Annotated in this window: 11 protein-coding genes; 9 read left to right on the forward strand and 2 right to left on the reverse strand. The window is 40.7% G+C overall.

What is annotated here, in order from left to right; all coding sequences use genetic code 11:
- Together F6K54_RS23860 and F6K54_RS23865 are read right to left on the reverse strand one after the other, a co-directional pair.
- Positions 1-261, reverse strand: a 261-nt coding sequence (locus F6K54_RS23860) for a hypothetical protein (protein WP_293082876.1), incomplete at its 3' end; no start/stop codon positions are given.
- A 76-nt stretch (positions 262-337) separates the two neighbouring features.
- Positions 338-2851 (reverse strand): tetratricopeptide repeat protein, encoded by a 2514-nt coding sequence (locus F6K54_RS23865; protein WP_293082879.1) that lies wholly within the window; start codon positions 2849-2851, stop codon positions 338-340.
- 2170 nt (positions 2852-5021) lie between these two features.
- On the opposite strand from F6K54_RS23865, the gene F6K54_RS23870 reads away from it, so the two are divergent.
- From F6K54_RS23870 to F6K54_RS23910, 9 genes are all read left to right on the forward strand, one after another.
- Positions 5022-5621: a PEP-CTERM sorting domain-containing protein gene (locus F6K54_RS23870; RefSeq protein ID WP_293082880.1), complete on the forward strand. Its 600-nt coding sequence runs from the start codon at positions 5022-5024 to the stop codon at positions 5619-5621.
- 1086 nt (positions 5622-6707) lie between these two features.
- On the forward strand, positions 6708-7772 hold the full coding sequence (locus F6K54_RS23875) for a DUF1702 family protein (protein WP_293082883.1): 1065 nt from the start codon (positions 6708-6710) through the stop codon (positions 7770-7772).
- A 321-nt stretch (positions 7773-8093) separates the two neighbouring features.
- A complete protein-coding gene (locus F6K54_RS23880) occupies positions 8094-10082 on the forward strand; it encodes a CRTAC1 family protein (RefSeq protein WP_293082885.1) in 1989 nt (662 codons plus the stop codon).
- 213 nt (positions 10083-10295) lie between these two features.
- Positions 10296-11198 (forward strand): PEP-CTERM sorting domain-containing protein, encoded by a 903-nt coding sequence (locus F6K54_RS23885; protein ID WP_293082888.1) that lies wholly within the window; start codon positions 10296-10298, stop codon positions 11196-11198.
- 194 nt (positions 11199-11392) lie between these two features.
- The gene (locus F6K54_RS23890; protein ID WP_293082890.1) at positions 11393-12109 is read left to right on the forward strand and encodes a PEP-CTERM sorting domain-containing protein; all 717 of its coding nucleotides are present in this window, start codon (positions 11393-11395) and stop codon (positions 12107-12109) included.
- Between the two features lie 149 nt (positions 12110-12258).
- A complete protein-coding gene (locus F6K54_RS23895) occupies positions 12259-13035 on the forward strand; it encodes a PEP-CTERM sorting domain-containing protein (protein WP_293082893.1) in 777 nt (258 codons plus the stop codon).
- A gap of 47 nt (positions 13036-13082) precedes the next feature.
- Entirely contained in the window at positions 13083-13958 is an 876-nt protein-coding gene (locus F6K54_RS23900; RefSeq protein ID WP_293082896.1) for a hypothetical protein, read from the forward strand.
- 105 nt (positions 13959-14063) lie between these two features.
- Positions 14064-14951, forward strand: coding sequence for a PEP-CTERM sorting domain-containing protein (locus tag F6K54_RS23905; RefSeq protein WP_293082899.1), 888 nt, complete (start codon positions 14064-14066; stop codon positions 14949-14951).
- Between the two features lie 99 nt (positions 14952-15050).
- Positions 15051-15956 (forward strand): hypothetical protein, encoded by a 906-nt coding sequence (locus tag F6K54_RS23910; protein WP_293082901.1) that lies wholly within the window; start codon positions 15051-15053, stop codon positions 15954-15956.
- Positions 15957-16053: the final 97 nt, after the last annotated feature.

Here is a 16053-nt window from a genome sequence, read left to right on the forward strand (position 1 = left end):
CCGTATATCCGTGCCATAATCCGTGTGAGCCACTCCCCTACTCCCCCACTTCCTTTGATATCCGTATATCCGTGCCATAATCCGTGTGAGCCACTCCCCTACTCCCCTACTCCCCCACTCCCTTTGATATCCGTATATCCGTGCCATAATCCGTGTGAGCCACTCCCCTACTCCCCCACTTCCTTTGATATCCGTATATCCGTGCCATAATCCGTGTGAGCCACTCCCCCACTTCCTTTGATATCCGTATATCCGTGCCATAATCCGTGTGAGCCACTCCCCCACTTCCTTTGATATCCGTATATCCGTGCCATAATCCGTGTGAGCCACTTCCCTACTATCTTTCAGACAATACTAACTCTACCTCTTTAGCAATATTTTTCACTTTTTTCAGATAATAGTGAGCTTGTTGCTGTTGTTCAGGATGAACCTGTAAAATACTTAGACCTAGATAATAGTAATTATAGGCTTGCATAGAGTAAAACTCAGTTTCTTGCAGTAACTCTTCTAAATGCCTATATTTTGTCAGAGCTTCCGAATATTTACCTTGAGAATAAAGCCAATTAGCATAACATTTTAGTGGATAAGCTATTGACCATTTTTCACCTTGATTGATAGATAAATCTAAAGCTTTTTCATAACATTTTTGCGCTACTTGTATTTGCTTTTTGGCAGAGTAATAAATTGCCAACTCTAAAGCTAATAAACATTGTTGATTATTATCGTCTGGCTCCAGTAATTTTTGAGCTAAATCTAAAATTTTCTTAGCCACTTCAAAAGATTTCATTGCATTAAAACATCGAGCAATATTCCAAAGAATATTAAACTTTTTAATCCGGTCTTCTCGTTCATTCTGATTATATTTTTGAAAGAATTTTTGAACTTCAGCTATTTGGTCATTAGTGGGATTAAATAGTAATCCAAATAGCTTTTTCATATCCCCTTTCAACTCTTGAGTAATGCCACCGAGTTTGGCATAAATTGCTGCACCAAAAAAATGACGCAAAGCTTTTCTAGGTCTATCTTTTTCCAGATAAACTGCTCCTAAACCATAAAAAGCTATAGCTTGCCAATAGTTTTTACCAGACTTTGAAGCAATTTCATTAGCTTGTTGACAAGCCACTTCAGCTTTGTATAAATTCCCTAGATAACGATAAGCTTTACCTGCTATTGAATAAGCAGACATCTGAGCAAAACAAACTTTTTCATCTGACTCATCTTTTTCCCTAGTAATAGCAATAATTTGTTCGCTAATATTTAGCGCTTGACTATTTTTGCCCACTTCTGAATAAATTGTTCCCAGAGGAATAAGAAGAAGCGCTCTTTGTATTCCAGATAAGTGATCGATGATTTTTTCGCTACTAGCAATAAACCGCGACATATTATTCCAGAGGTTAGCTGTGCCCCTAAGATTTTCAATTTTATCTGCTGCTAAAATCTTATATAGTAAAACGTTACAACATCCCTCAAAATCTCCAATAGTTACTAAATGCTCAATAGCCTCAAAAGCATATTTCTGAGTTATTTCCGACTCAACTTCATCGACATCGAGATAAAATTGGACAGCAGCACGGTTTGCTAACAACCACTCCTTAAACTCTTCCTTCTCTGTTTCTACTTGCTCCAACTTACCCACAATATTATCCCTAATCTCCCCCTTCAACCTTTCTCTAGCCTTAGCCTGCATTACAGGATGCAAGTAATAGCCATCTTCACTCCACCCAATTAAAGCGCGATCGCGTAAAGCTTTGATGACTCTTTCCCGACGGAATATTGGCACATCCCACAATAAACATAAAAGTGCTGCTTTGGGTAAAATAGGAATTTCTTGATAGCGATAACATCCCAGTCTAAAAAGGAGTCTAGCAGCTTGGGGATGATCGCTCTGAAGTTTGTCAAACTGCCCTTCAATCAAATTTTCTAAAGTCGGATCGACAAGCAAGTCGTGACGGTTTTCTTGCCAATAAGCCTGTAAATTTCCCTCAAAGTCGAGGCGGATGGCATTAACCAGAATACACATTGCTTCCGCATTACCACCGTAAGCACAGTGCATTTCCTTTAAAGCAGCAGTATCTATCTCAACTTTGTGACTACAAAAAAACTCTTGCCAAGCAGCCTCACTCAACCCAGTCAAACGATAAATTTCTACCTGAACTCCCGGTTCCGATAATTGTTCGCGACTGGTAAGTAGGGTTACAGAGTTTGAATTTGGGCTGGCTAGCATCATCAATAATTCTGCGTAGCAACGATGTTGACGCACAAAACGACCTCTTTGCAATGCTGGTTCCAGACGGTCGATAAGTATGCCAATCTTTTGTGTACTATTTCGGAGCTTACGTCGTAAACGGTCTAAAGTAATGCCAAATTCTCTTCCTGGCTCTTCCGCAAAATAGCATTGCAACCATTCCTCTATGACTAACTCCACCGAGATGATATTTTCTTTTTCCATCGCAATATGCAATTTAATAGTCAAATCAAACCCTTGAGACTCAAAAAAGTAGCGGGCCAAAGTAGTTTTACCTATACCACCTTCCCCTTGAATGAGAATCAATTTAGCTCCTTGGGCGATGAGCTGATTAAGACCATTAATGGCCTCTTCCCGGCCAAGAAAATTGGAGTCTGGTACTATAGGTGTACTTTGTTCAACTATTTCTTGCCAATTAACATTGACAGCTTGACAAATATCTTGAAAAGTTCTTTGTTTAATGGGTTCTCCGCGCCAAAATCTTCTCAAGGTTGCTTCGGAGGTATAAGCAGCCTTTAGCCATTGGGGAGCAGCTTTTGTCCAGTTTTTCTGTTTTCTAGCCTGCTCCACTATTTTTAGTCCTTGTGGAGATGCTCTGAGGGTCATAATATTTATTTTTAAATTGGTACTAACATTTAAAGTCAGATTTTTCAGGAGCTTTTATGAAATTGACTTTGATTTATCAGGAAAGGCAGAAGGCAGGAGGCAGAAGGCAGAAGGGAATTGTTCTTCCTGCCCTCTCTCGTGACCGAAGGGAACAAGGGGTTAGAAACCCCATCCAATTGTTCCTTCTGCCCTCTCTCTGCCCTCAGCATAGCTGCCTTCGCTTATAGATAAGATTTTTTCACGCACACCCTAGATTAGTTCAAGTATTGGTTCAACTTTGGGAGATAATTATGTTGTCTATACTACATTTAAATTTAAAGTTTTGCTCAGTTGTGCAGTGGAATTGTACAAAAAATTAACAATTTGAATAGGTAAATGAACGCATAGGTGAACAGAAAAGTGAGCGATCGCTACTTATAGCAATGAGCGCTCAGGTATTTACAATGTCCAGCTCAAAGTGCAGTAAGCGAAAAGGTGTACAAAAAATAATGTGTAAATATGCCAGCGCACATTGCTATATATCTGAAGGAATTGTCGGAAAAGTGAACAATTTGAATAGGTAAATGAACAGAAAAGTGAGCGATCGCTGTGGAATGACTGTGCAATTATAAATAGGTAGTGGCGTGACACACCTAAAAATGTAGGTTGGGTTGTAGCTTGCACACCAAGTAGCGGTACGGCAGTGTTAGCGGAGCTTCCCGAAGGGAAACCCAACAAAACCTTGCTAATTTTGGGTTTATCCTACGGATAAGCTTCGCTAACATCCCTCAACCCAACCTACACTTATTGCACCATTTTAGATGTGTCAGTCCAGTAGGATGTCAAATTCACTTCATACCAATTAAGTGCGATCGCCAATTTTGCAGGGTGTGTTAATGAAATGTAACGCACCTAATAATAATAGTGGACTAATACATATTCAATGATGCCCGGCGACAGATTTTTCCATACTTTTCACAGCTTATATTTTAGTCGTAATACCAATTTTAAAAAAAAATGCTATATTTAAGTGACACTTCAATTATTAAGTAATTAACACAGATTAAATATTTTTTTTGATAATTATTAGCCAGTTATTGTTAATTATTCTTACTTTTACCGAATTATTAATTATTAAAAATTAAATAATTCGCGCCTTGAAGCCTCCCCTTTTAAGGGGAAAAAAAGCGGTCGAGGGATGGATGGGTTTCCTAACCATATCCAATCTACCAAGAGAAGAAATAATATCTCCTGATGTTCAATCAAGAGCGGTTTTAATCAGAGGTAATTATCCATTATCCATTATCCATTATCAATTAATGAACTCTCCCTGTACGGACGTTGCATGCAACGTCCCTACCCACTCCTCTACTCCCCCGCAATGCGAAAATGTAGCAAACATTTATCACGCTTGGTATAATGGCGTGCCCTACAATAATGAACTGAGGGCCATAATTTTGATTTTTAAATTGGTTTTAATATAGCAATCAGGAATCAGTTGTGAGAATTTAAGTGTTCCTTAAAAGTATAGAATATCGCAATTATTATATTAACATGGTACGTTTTTTCTTCTTCTCTGTTCCCTGTTCCCAGATCCGGTGTTCCCTAAAAGTTTCCAATATCTCACAACTCAAATCATATTGCTATATTTTAGATCGGCTTTTTCAGAAGCCTTGATGAAATCGATTTTGATTTATAGAAAATATTTTTTCAAAGCACACTAGAGTAGTTCAAGTCTTGGTCCAACTTTGCCAGATAATGTTGTCCATATTACTTTAAATAAGAGATTTTGCTTAGTTGTGCAGTTAAACTGAACACAAAGTGAACAATTTTAATCAATAAATGAACGGATAAGTGAACAAAAAGGTGAGCGATCGCCGTGGAATTACTGTGCAATTATAAATAGTTAGGATGTCAAAGTTACTTAATACCAATTAAGTGTGAGGCTTCACCAAATTCTCAAATTATATTTGTTGTGAACCTATTACCAGAAGTTATATCTCACCGATAAAACTTACGAATTAAATTATACTTCTACCCGCAAGGCTTAACAATATAGACTATGAAAAATTATCAGTTTAAAAATTTTACCCGTACTTCTTTAATTGCATTTGGCCTTTCTTTGCTTGGAGCGCCAGCTTTTGCTTTCGATCTTACTATTAATCCACCTCACGATTTAACGATAGATGGCATGCTGGTCACTGAGGGTGTATTCACTTTGCAGAGTGCTGTGGGGTATTCTTCTACACTTAATGGCGATAGCCTGATCGGCGCTCCTGTTTCCTTCGATGCCATGCTTGATGGTAGTGGCCTACCTGCTCATATTCTTATAGAAGATGTGCCTGATGATATTGAGGTGCTTCGACTAATAGGCAACTTTGATGCAACTAACCCGGATAAGCCAGCAGCCTTGTTTGATATCACTCTTTTTGGCTTCAATAACGGTATTGATGACTTTACCTACTTCTTACCTCCTGAGAGTGGTCCGCTTGAAGTCTACCAAGTGACAGACCTTGGAGCTACGACAGCTATTGGTGACAATAAAAACATATTCGCTAGTGCTGCACCAATAATTGGTTCTGACTTTACTGTCATAATCCCGGATGACAGCGTTATTGGTATGAGCCGTGGTAATTTTTGCCCACCTCCAGTTGTTAATCCTCACGGAGGTGGTGGTGCTACTCCGCCAGATGAGTGCATATCAGTTCCCGAACCTGGTTCTGCTATAGGTATTTTTGCTCTAGGTTTGCTGGGAATAGGTTCAATGTTGAAGCGTCAACAGAAAAGCTAAGAAACTGTTAGTGAGTTTAGCGATAGTAGTAACACAAATCAGCAAGCAAAACTACCAGCGATATCTAATATAAAAGTGCGATCGCCGATCTTGTAGTGGACTGACACGCCTTAAATGGTGCATTAGATTCAATTCAAAAGTCAAAAGTCAAAAGTCATGCATTAAGAATTTTCAAGTTAAAAACTAATACACATTTTTAGATGAAACAATCCAGTAGGGTGCGTTAATGAAATGTAACGCACCAAATTGTACCAATTTGAAAAAAGAATGTTACAAATAATCAGCAGTATTAAAATAATTTGTAGGAAATATCTATTGGACGAAAAAGATAAATTACTACTGGCGCGTCAAGCTTGAAATAGTGTTTTAGGAAAATTCTCCAAACCTTAGTCATAGCAAGAATTATACTCAAAAATTTAATACACCATTTTCAGCTTGACACGCTACTACCAATAGCGTTAATGCGTAAGTCCTGTGGTATAAAACTTATTCCCATACGATTCCTGACCCCTGTCTACTGACTCCTAAGCAGTAACCTAAGTATTTGTAGCAAAGATTTATTAAACTGGTATTAGTATTTTCTTGACTAATAGTAGTAGACTTTGTTCCCACTTAGATAGATTAATGAGTCGCATTGACTTAAGCGTGGCTAAACGTCAACGACAACCGACATATATTCTATCTGCCTTGTCCACAAAAACAGTTTGAAGATATCTGAACAAATTGTCGAAAAATTGAACAATTTAAATCAGTAAATGAACGGATAGGTGAACAAAAAGGTGAGCGATCGCTACAGTATAAATTCTGTATTATGAATAATATCTTGAATTTTGAAACTTAATCTCACTATAAAAAATTAGCTTAGAACTTTTTGTATAAGTTTTATCAATTCGGAGATTGTTTATATGACCAGAAAAGCAGGTCAATAGCCTCCCCTTTTAAGGGGATGAAAAAAATCAACTTCAGTATTTCAATCCCAATGCTTTCCTACGAAATGCTGCGCAAACAGCCAGAGGTACTGATAGCGTAGCTCCGACCATAGGAGGCTAACTGATAACTACTGATAACTGATAACTGATAACTGAAATGACCCAGATTTTAACTAAATCTAACCTAGATAAAGACATAAAACAAAGTCTTTACTCCCTGACTTCCCCAAAGTCTCAGCCTTTACAACTATGGGTGAAGTTACGCCAGCGCTTGCTAGTAATTTCCACCGCAGAAGCAACCGTTGCCCGACGGGGGTTTAAAACGAATAGTCCTCATATTCAACAGCGATTAGAAACCATCGGCAAAACTTTTTTGCAGGGCTACCATGCAGCCATTAGTGATACCAGGCTAGAATCCCTAATTCCTCACCTCAACACCGTGGAAGCTGAGTGGCGAGGCTTTGCCTACGAAGGCGCAGGGATGGGACTTGCCTTACTTGATGGGCTGACTCCTTGGAAACGAAACCGCTTGCAGCAGTTCTTGGCAGATGCTGGAGGTGAGCATATTTATATGGTGTATGTAGGAATGGGATGGGCTTTAGCTCGCCTTCCTTGGGGCATCAATAGATATCTCAAAGAAATGGAGGAGAAAAATCTATTCCCCGATCCCTTACTTGGTTGGCTGGCACTAGATGGCTACGGCTTTCACCAAGGATATTTTTACTGGCATCAATACGTCGAGAGAATAGCAATTCCCAAAAAACTGTCTGGTTATGCCTATAGTGCCTTCGATCAAGGTTTGGGTAGGAGTCTCTGGTTCGTCTATGGGGCAGATATTAACCTCATTACCCAAGCTATCCAAAATTTCCCTCCCAACAGGCGGGCAGATTTGTGGAGTGGAGTGGGGTTAGCCTGTACCTATGCAGGTGGTGTCAGCAAGGAAGTAGTACAATTCCTATCCACGGCAGCAGGAACTTATTTACCCCAACTATGTCAGGGAGCAGCCTTTGCTGCCAAGGCGCGTCTGAGAGCTGAAAACCTTACGAATCATACAGAGATGGCTTGTCAAGTTTTGTGTGGTATTAGTGCTGAGGCAGCGGCTGATATCACGGACAAGGCTTTAGAAAATTTGCCCTATAAGCAAAGAAAACCAGCTTATGAAATCTGGCGACAACGAATTCAAGCTCACTTTGCAATAGAAGAATTAATTGTTAATTATTAATAATAAATTCTTACCTCCCCTGGAAAACGGATTATAATTGACTAAGTAATAAAATTTTTTTCTTCTTTTGGTCGATTGGATATGGCGAGGAGACCCGAAGAGTGACAGAGCCACTTTCCTAGCGGAATGCTATCGCCAACCCTTTATATATTGCGGAGCAAAACGCTATTCCACCCTACGGGAAGCTCCGAAGAGAGAACTCCGTTCCGCTGTCGCGTTTCGCGTCAGCGTTGCGAAGCAAACGACCGCTTGTTTCTCCTTGAAAGGAGAGGCTTTAAACCTTAATTATTCGGTAACAGCATGATAGGATTAGTTCATTTTATGCGAGTTCAGAGCAAGAGACTGATCGCAATTGTCATAATTCTGGGTTTATTCTGGTTTACCCGCCTCCCAGCTTTATCAGTTAGTGAAAAGGCAGCGATCGCCTCCCGATTTAATTTCACTTCCTTCCCCTTGCCAGAATTAGCAGGAGGAACACCTAAATCTGTACGTTCAGTTCATCCTAGTTTAGAGCGTCATTCCGCTTGGATTTCTGCTGTGGGAGCTTCTATTGCTCTTAATGACCTCGATGGCGATCGCTTGTCTAACGATGCTTGTTATGTAGATACACGGACAGATAGAGCGATCGTTTCCCCAGTGCCAGGGACGGGAGAGCGTTATCAACCCTTTGAATTAAAGCCGACAAATCTTCCCTACGATGCTTCAACTATGGCACCAATGGGCTGTCTTCCTGGAGATTTGAATGAAGATGGGTTGATGGATCTTCTCGTTTATTACTGGGGAAGAACTCCGGTAGCATTTTTACGTCAAAGAAGTGAGACGGTGACTAACAATGCAATAGATTCTGGTAACTCAGTCTACACACTTAACTATCTTCCTCAAGAAATAATCCCAAATCTCAAATCTAAAGTTCCAAATCAACCCGAACGTTGGTATACCAATGCTGCTACCTTTTCTGACTTGGATGGCGACGGACACAACGATCTGATGATTGGGAACTACTTCCAGGATGGGGCAGAAATTATCAACCCCAATGGCACTGGTACTGAAGAAATGCAGCATTCTATGACTCGTGCTTATAACGGCGGGAAGAATCGTATTCTCCTGTGGGCGGGAGCAACGAAATCAACTGTTCATTTCCAAGAAGCTGAGGGAGTTTTAGACAATAAAATTGCCCATGGTTGGACACTGGCAGTGGGAACAGCAGATTTAGATGGAGATCTTCTGCCGGAAATCTACTTATCTAATGATTTTGGTCCTGATCGACTGTTACACAATCTTTCTCAACCAGGAAAACCACAATTTGCACTTTTGGAAGGTCAGAAGGGTTTCACTACCCCTAATTCTAAAGTGTTAGGACATGATGGCTTTAAAGGTATGGGGATTGATTTCGGCGATATTAACCAAGATGGTTTACTCGATCTCTATGTGAGTAATATTGCTAATGAATATGCCTTAGAAGAAAGTCATTTTCTCTTTGTTAGCACAGGAGAATTGGATAAGATGAATCGAGGTATTGCTCCATACATTGACCGCAGCGAACCTTTAGGTTTATCTCGTAGTGGCTGGGGTTGGGATACCAAATTTGGCGATTTTGATAATGATGGAGTGTTAGAAGCACTACAGGCGACAGGATTTAGGAAAGGGAAGATCGATCGTTGGCCAGAGTTACAGGAATTAGCGATCGCTAATGATGAAGTGCTGAAATCTCCTGGTAGTTGGTTTCACTTTCAATCTGGAGATGATTTAAGTGGACATCAACATAATCCTTTCTTTGTCAGTGATTCTAATGGTCGCTATTACGATATTGCTAAGGAATTAGGTTTAGATAATCCTTTTGTAACTCGTGGTATTGCTACAGCGGACGTAGATGGAGATGGAGATTTAGATTTTGCAGTAGCTAATCAGTGGGAAGATTCCTATTTCTATCGTAATGACAGTCCTGATCCAGGAGCATTTTTGGCGCTGAAATTATGGCAAACCCCAACTATTTCTCAATCAATTGAAAATCAGTCATCTAAAATCAGCAAGAATTTTGTTTTTCCCGCCATCGGGGCAACCGCTACGGTTCATCTCCCCGACGGGCGTCAGTTAGTTGCCCAGGTAGACGGCGGGAATGGGCATTCGGGGGCGAGGAGTCCTGAACTGCACTTCGGTTTAGGTCAAATACAGGACGAAACCCCTTTACCAGTGGATTTGCAGTGGCGCGATACAGAAGGGCAAGTCCACCGAGAAAGTTTGTTGTTGTTACCTGGTGGGCATCAAGTGGTGCTGGGTGAAGCGGCAAAACCTCTTTCTGGCTTGAGCTAGGAAGAAAAAAGCTCCTCAGAGGGGAAGTTAATCAAAAAACTAGGGTAGGCTGTACCCGAATTTACGCTTGTGAACTAGAAGGAGCCGACTCCCTAGATTGAAGCAAGAAGCAAGCATCAAAACTGGTAATTGCAAGGTTTATCCTGATTTTGCCGGAATTGAGTAGGTATTGCACAGCAGCTTGATCAAATCAAATTTACAGGAGTATTATAGGTGAATATTTTTAAATCATCAAGATTCGTAACTCGTAGTCTAATTGGAGCTTTGGGATTAAGTGCGATCGCGATTTTCGGTGTTCCAGAGTCAGCTAAAGCGATCGATTGTGGTGCGAATTTTCCGTCTGGATCACCTGGTTGGGTAAATGACTGCCCTGGTGGTATTGATATGTTTGATTCACTACTTAATTTTGAGTTGGAATTGGATTTATTAGGTGATGACGGAATCCCTGAAACAACAGTCAGTTTAACGGCTTCAGGTCCTACCAAAATTTGGAGAGGAGATGGAGCAAATGGCACAATCGAAACTGAGATTTTTGATCTTCGACTAACAGGAACATCTAGTGATTTTGGCGATTTCACGATTATTGCTGGTGATGGAATCGGTAACGGACTAGATGACGGACGCTTACATTCCTTCGGAGCAATTACTCAAAGAACAGATGATATTGGTACTCCAGAAGATGAATCAGCGTTAGCCGATAGTTTTTTTGAAGTATTTTTTGAGATCCAAGGGCTTCCTATAGGAAGTCTTAGTAATAATGGAAGTTTAACACCTACGCGAATTCGTTTAGACGGAGATCGGGGAATGGCACTACTAGGAGGTGCATTTCCTGGCAGTGGACCTGTTGGTGGTCAGCAAGGCCCTGTGGAAAATGGATGCACAGGTGACTTGTTTCAATATGGTACTATCGTTTATTGTTCTACCAATGATCCTGTGGATGTATTTACAGCCGGACCTGATCAGATGTTTGGAACACAGGATGATCAACGTGAGGGAATAACTTTAAACGAAGCACATATTCCCACTATTCCTGAACCCTCAACAACCCTGGGTCTTCTCTTCTTCGGGTTAGGGTCTGTTGCTGGTATCAAGCGCAAAAACAAGACTCAGGAATAATCATCTCTTAGTCTGTCCCTTAAGTAAGACGATTCTGTAATTCAGTAGGTTGGGTTAAGCGACAAGCGCAACCCAACACACCAACCCCGATCAATGTTGGGTTTGCTTGGGTCAACCCAACCTACTGAATTACTAAGAGAAAAAAAAAGCTCCTCAGAGGAGCTTCATTAAATCAAATTTACAGGAGTATTATAATGAGTTCAACAAATTTATTAAGCAACAGCATCAAGAAAACAGCAACCCGACTCAGTGTTGTAGGATTAAGTGCGATCGCGCTTTTCGGTGTGCCAGAAGCTGCCAAGGCTGCAAGTATTAATGCAGGGACTGATTATCTTTTCACTCCTGCTGGTGGCACATGGGTGGATTTCGACCAAGATGGTCCCATGGATCGTGTTTTCTTTGAGGGGGTTCCCGTTTTGCCAGGAGGCACTGATACAGCTGTGAGGCGATTAGATGATTGTAATTTTGACTCAACAGGAAAATGTACAGTTGGTCTCCAATTTGAAAGTCTCAATTTAACAAGCGTTGCTCCTGTGGCTGAGTTTGGCGATCAAACCGTATTTTTGATGCTTGATGATAGCAAGGGAGATCAACCTATAACGACGATGGAGATTATGGAAGTCGGAAATAATATGGCAACTTGGACGAATACATTAGAGTTCAACTGGAAGTTAGTTGATTCACTTACAGATCCTGACGCTAATGTCTTGGCACAAGGCCAGGAATTCTTCAATGGAAATGGAAAAGGGACATTCGAGCCAGATGGTAACTTCACAGTTTTGGAATATGACGATAGTGCAGCTTGGGCTCGCCATACAGACAAAATTCCTGAACCTTCCATGGTTCTAGCATCTATTTTCGGACTGGGTGGAATGTTGGGATTGAAGAGAAAGAAAGAATCTGACAGCTAAGTAAATAGCTGAAGTTCTGTAGGTTTGGTTAAGCAACAAATGCAAACCAACATACTATTTCTGGCTTGAGCTAGGAAGAAAAAAAGCTCCTCTGAGGAGCTTCATAAAATCAAATTTACAAGAGTTTACAAAACTATTATAAGGTGAATATGTTTAAATCATCAAAGTTTGTTAGTCGTAGTCTAATTGGAGCTGTGGGATTAAGTGCTAGTGCGATCGCGTTTTTGGGTAGTCCAAACACTGCTAAAGCGGCAGACCTGGATAAAGGTTTTGACTACTTCCTAACTTTTGGCGATGGCACAAGTTCCATCATCCTACCTGGAATTGGTATCGTTGACCTGGTGGGAACTCCGTTTGATCCAGAGCTATCGGAGGCTGACACAAAATTAGAGCGACTAGAAGACTGTACTTTTGTTGATGATACTTGCACCGTGCCTCTTTTAATTCACGAGTTAAATCTACAATCTACGGAAGTTGTTGATTTATCACCTTATGGTCTAGATCCTTCTGTTGTTTTGATTCGACTTTATGGTCCCCAAGAAACGGGATATATTACCATTGACCAAAGTACTAACAGTTGGTGGGCTAATTTACCAGTTGTTGCAGATGCAAGACTTCCTGACAATACTCAAATAGTTGCACCAGATTATGGACCTTTAGTATTTGTTGGCACAGCAGAGGGCGCAGAGTTGGTTGGCTCTGGTACTTATACAAATCTCGATCCATTTGATGCCGAAGGAGTATTTTTCGGACCGATTATTGAGGATTCAAGTCTTGATAAGCCTTATTATCAAGAAGTTCATGCAATGACTCCCCTTGCTCCCCCTGTTACTTCTGTTCCGGAACCTTCATCAATTATCCCTCTAGGTTTCTTAGGGCTAGCAGGACTATCGAAATTAAAAAAACAATACTTTAAGGCAGGCTAACCCCTAACGCTGAATCATAATATCAACTATTGATTGGAGATCGACAGATGAAAACAATAAGTTCTCTAGACTCAGCTATGTTAGGGAGTGTAAAAGACAAAAAATATTGGCTATGTGCCATTCTGGTTTCGACAATCCTTGGATATAGTAGTACAGTACAGGCATCTACAGTTCAACCTTTAACACAATATTGTCCAGAGGGGGATATTTTTATTCCCGCAGACAAAATTTGTACCGTTCCTATAGGTACAGAGGTGAACGGTGAATCTGTTCCTATATTTTTGCATGCCACCATCTATCATGAAGAGACAAATGAAGTTGAATACAATTTATTGAATCCAATTTTGCAAACCATACCAGGTTCGGATGGCGATCAAATTCAACTCAATCAAGTTTCAATATTACTCGATCCTGTTTTGGAGTTCGAGGTTTCTTTCTTAGATTTTGGAGACCCGAGTTCATTCAACCTCACATTTACTTCCTTTCCTTTCGCTCCCAGTGTCTTAGTCGAAAGTTCTCTGTCTGGTTTGCTGACTGATAATAGTGCATCTGGAGACGGAGTAAGTTTGACAACTTCGGAATTGGTGAGGTATGAATTTTTGGATGCAGAGGGTAATCTGGTGAATTCTTCGGCAAATTCTTTCAGTCTCGGTTCTTCTGTCTCTTTCCCTATTGGTCCTCCAGATAACCATGTTTACGGACCTTTATCAACAGAGAATATCCTCACCTGCGATACTCCTGGTTGTGGTACTGTCAAACTAAGCTTGGCTTTTACAGGATCGGGTGGTGGTGATAGCTACCAATTCAGTAGTCGGTCGGCTGTTACAGCGGCACAAGTCCCTGAACCATCGGCGACTGTAGCTTTTGCCTTGTTCGGAATCGCAGGAACATGGGGTTTGAAGAAAAAGCATTCTCTGAAGTAAGACGATTCTGTAATTTTGTAGGTTAGGTTAAGCAACAAACGGAACCCAACCAAACCTAATCAATAGAGGAGCTTCATCAAATCAAATTTACAGGAGTATTATCAGGTGAATATTTTTAAATCATCAAGATTGTTAAGTCGCAGTCTAATTGGAGCTATAGGATTAAGTGCTAGTGCGATGGCGCTTTTGGGATATGTAGAGAAAGCATACTCGGGAGAATTTTGCCCTCCTGGTTCTCACTGGATTGAGACCTGCTTAAGCGGGACAAACTTTATTCGAGGAGAAAGTCAACTTGGAATTGATATAAATCTGGATGGTATAGCTGATTTAGATGGGGTTTTTTCTAGTGATAATGCAATTAACGTCATTAATGTTAGAAGTGACCCATTAGATGATTCTATTAATTTTCCAGGACTTAGACCAGTAGACGGACATAATGGGGTAATAGATCTTGAGATGATATCTATGAATTCAACAGGAGAAGTTGGTACTTTTACTGAAGGATGGACTCTCCTCGTAGGTAGAAATAATGGTTTAACTCCAACTTTGGGAGCTGCTGCCGAATGTGAAACTGCAGCAACTGATTGTGGGGAAAGTTTTGAAGATTCCTCAAAGGCATATTCGTTTTTTAATATGTTTCTTGAAATCAGTGGTACTCCTTTTGGGACACTACACAATAAAGATCCTTTTGAAATTGCATCAATAACAGATAGCGCACCTCCTTCACTTGATATAACCTTTAAGCCGTTAAACTCAACAACAGCATTGTTTGATGAAAATGATATTCATGTAGCTAATCTTACATCTATTCTGACTACAGGAGTATCAGCAAGTTCAAAGCATCGACAGTGTCAAGTAAATATTTCGCAATTTGCAATTATTGCAGAACTAGAACCGCAGGAACTTGTTTGTCAAACTGTTCCTGAACCCTCTGCAACTATTCCTCTCATCCTTGTGGGATTAACAGGAGTTTGGGGTCTAAGGAAAAAATAGTTTCACTAAAGAAGAAACATTAATTACTGTGCTTTGAATAATTTCAGTTTGATTATTTCAGTCCATTACGGCAAAACTTTTCATTGGGTTTCAACTATTATGACCAAATCTATCCTTTACCAAAGCAAACGATTAGCTGGACTACGCCGCTTTGCTATAGCAATCACCTTCCTCAATATCCTAGGACATACCGTATTAGGATTTGAACAATCTTGGGCGCAACCAATAGTTGCTCTAGTAACTGCTTACAGTGTCGAACTCCTTCTAGAAACTATTGATGCTAGGATAAATCGACAGCAACCCCGTTTTCTCGGCAGTTTCAGCAATTTTATCGACTTTCTGCTTTCTGCTCATATTACTGCTTTAGCTGTGGCAATGCTGCTGTATGCTAATGAGCGATTATTCCCCATCGCCTTTGCAACCGCCGTAGCTATTGGCTCAAAAGCAATTTTTCGCCTTCCTGAAGGAAAACGACATTTCTTCAACCCTTCTAATTTTGGTATTACCATTACCTTGCTGTTGTTTCCTTGGGTAGGTATTGCTCCCCCCTATCAATTTACAGAAAATTTAAGCGGTTGGGCAGATTGGATTTTACCTGCACTGATTGTTTGTACCGGGACTTTTCTCAATGCTCGCTTTACCAGAAAACTGCCATTGATTGCAGGATGGCTGGGAGCTTTTGTCCTTCAAGCAGCATTGAGGAGTTATGTTTTTGAAACGCCTTTGATACCTGCCTTACTGCCAATGACAGGAGTTGCTTTTGTCCTCTTCACCTTTTATATGGTGACCGATCCAGGTACAACCCCGAGAAAACCTTTAGACCAAGTGTTTTTTGGAGCATCAGTCGCTGCTGTTTATGGCTTGTTAATGGTCTGTCATATTGTATTTGGACTGTTCTTTGCTCTGACAATTGTTTGTACTTTGAGAGGGTTGAATTTTTATACTCAGACTTGGATTAATCAGATGTCCAGAACTAAGATTCTTGTACCAGCACTAACTCGATAGACACGGGGACGCGGAGACACGGGGACGTGGGGACGCGGGGACGCGGGGACGCGGGGATGCGGGGACGCGGGGATGCGGGGACGCGGGGACGCGGGGA

It is taken from the genome of Okeania sp. SIO3B5, assembly GCF_010692555.1.
GTDB lineage: Bacteria > Cyanobacteriota > Cyanobacteriia > Cyanobacteriales > Microcoleaceae > Okeania.

Coding starts and splice junctions, on each gene's coding strand:
- F6K54_RS23865 (WP_293082879.1), bottom strand. CDS start 2,851: ATGACCCTCAGAGCATCTCCACAAGGACTAAAAATAGTGGAGCAGGCT.
- F6K54_RS23870 (WP_293082880.1), top strand. CDS start 5,022: ATGCTGGTCACTGAGGGTGTATTCACTTTGCAGAGTGCTGTGGGGTAT.
- F6K54_RS23875 (WP_293082883.1), top strand. CDS start 6,708: ATGACCCAGATTTTAACTAAATCTAACCTAGATAAAGACATAAAACAA.
- F6K54_RS23880 (WP_293082885.1), top strand. CDS start 8,094: ATGCGAGTTCAGAGCAAGAGACTGATCGCAATTGTCATAATTCTGGGT.
- F6K54_RS23890 (WP_293082890.1), top strand. CDS start 11,393: ATGAGTTCAACAAATTTATTAAGCAACAGCATCAAGAAAACAGCAACC.
- F6K54_RS23895 (WP_293082893.1), top strand. CDS start 12,259: ATGTTTAAATCATCAAAGTTTGTTAGTCGTAGTCTAATTGGAGCTGTG.
- F6K54_RS23900 (WP_293082896.1), top strand. CDS start 13,083: ATGAAAACAATAAGTTCTCTAGACTCAGCTATGTTAGGGAGTGTAAAA.
- F6K54_RS23910 (WP_293082901.1), top strand. CDS start 15,051: ATGACCAAATCTATCCTTTACCAAAGCAAACGATTAGCTGGACTACGC.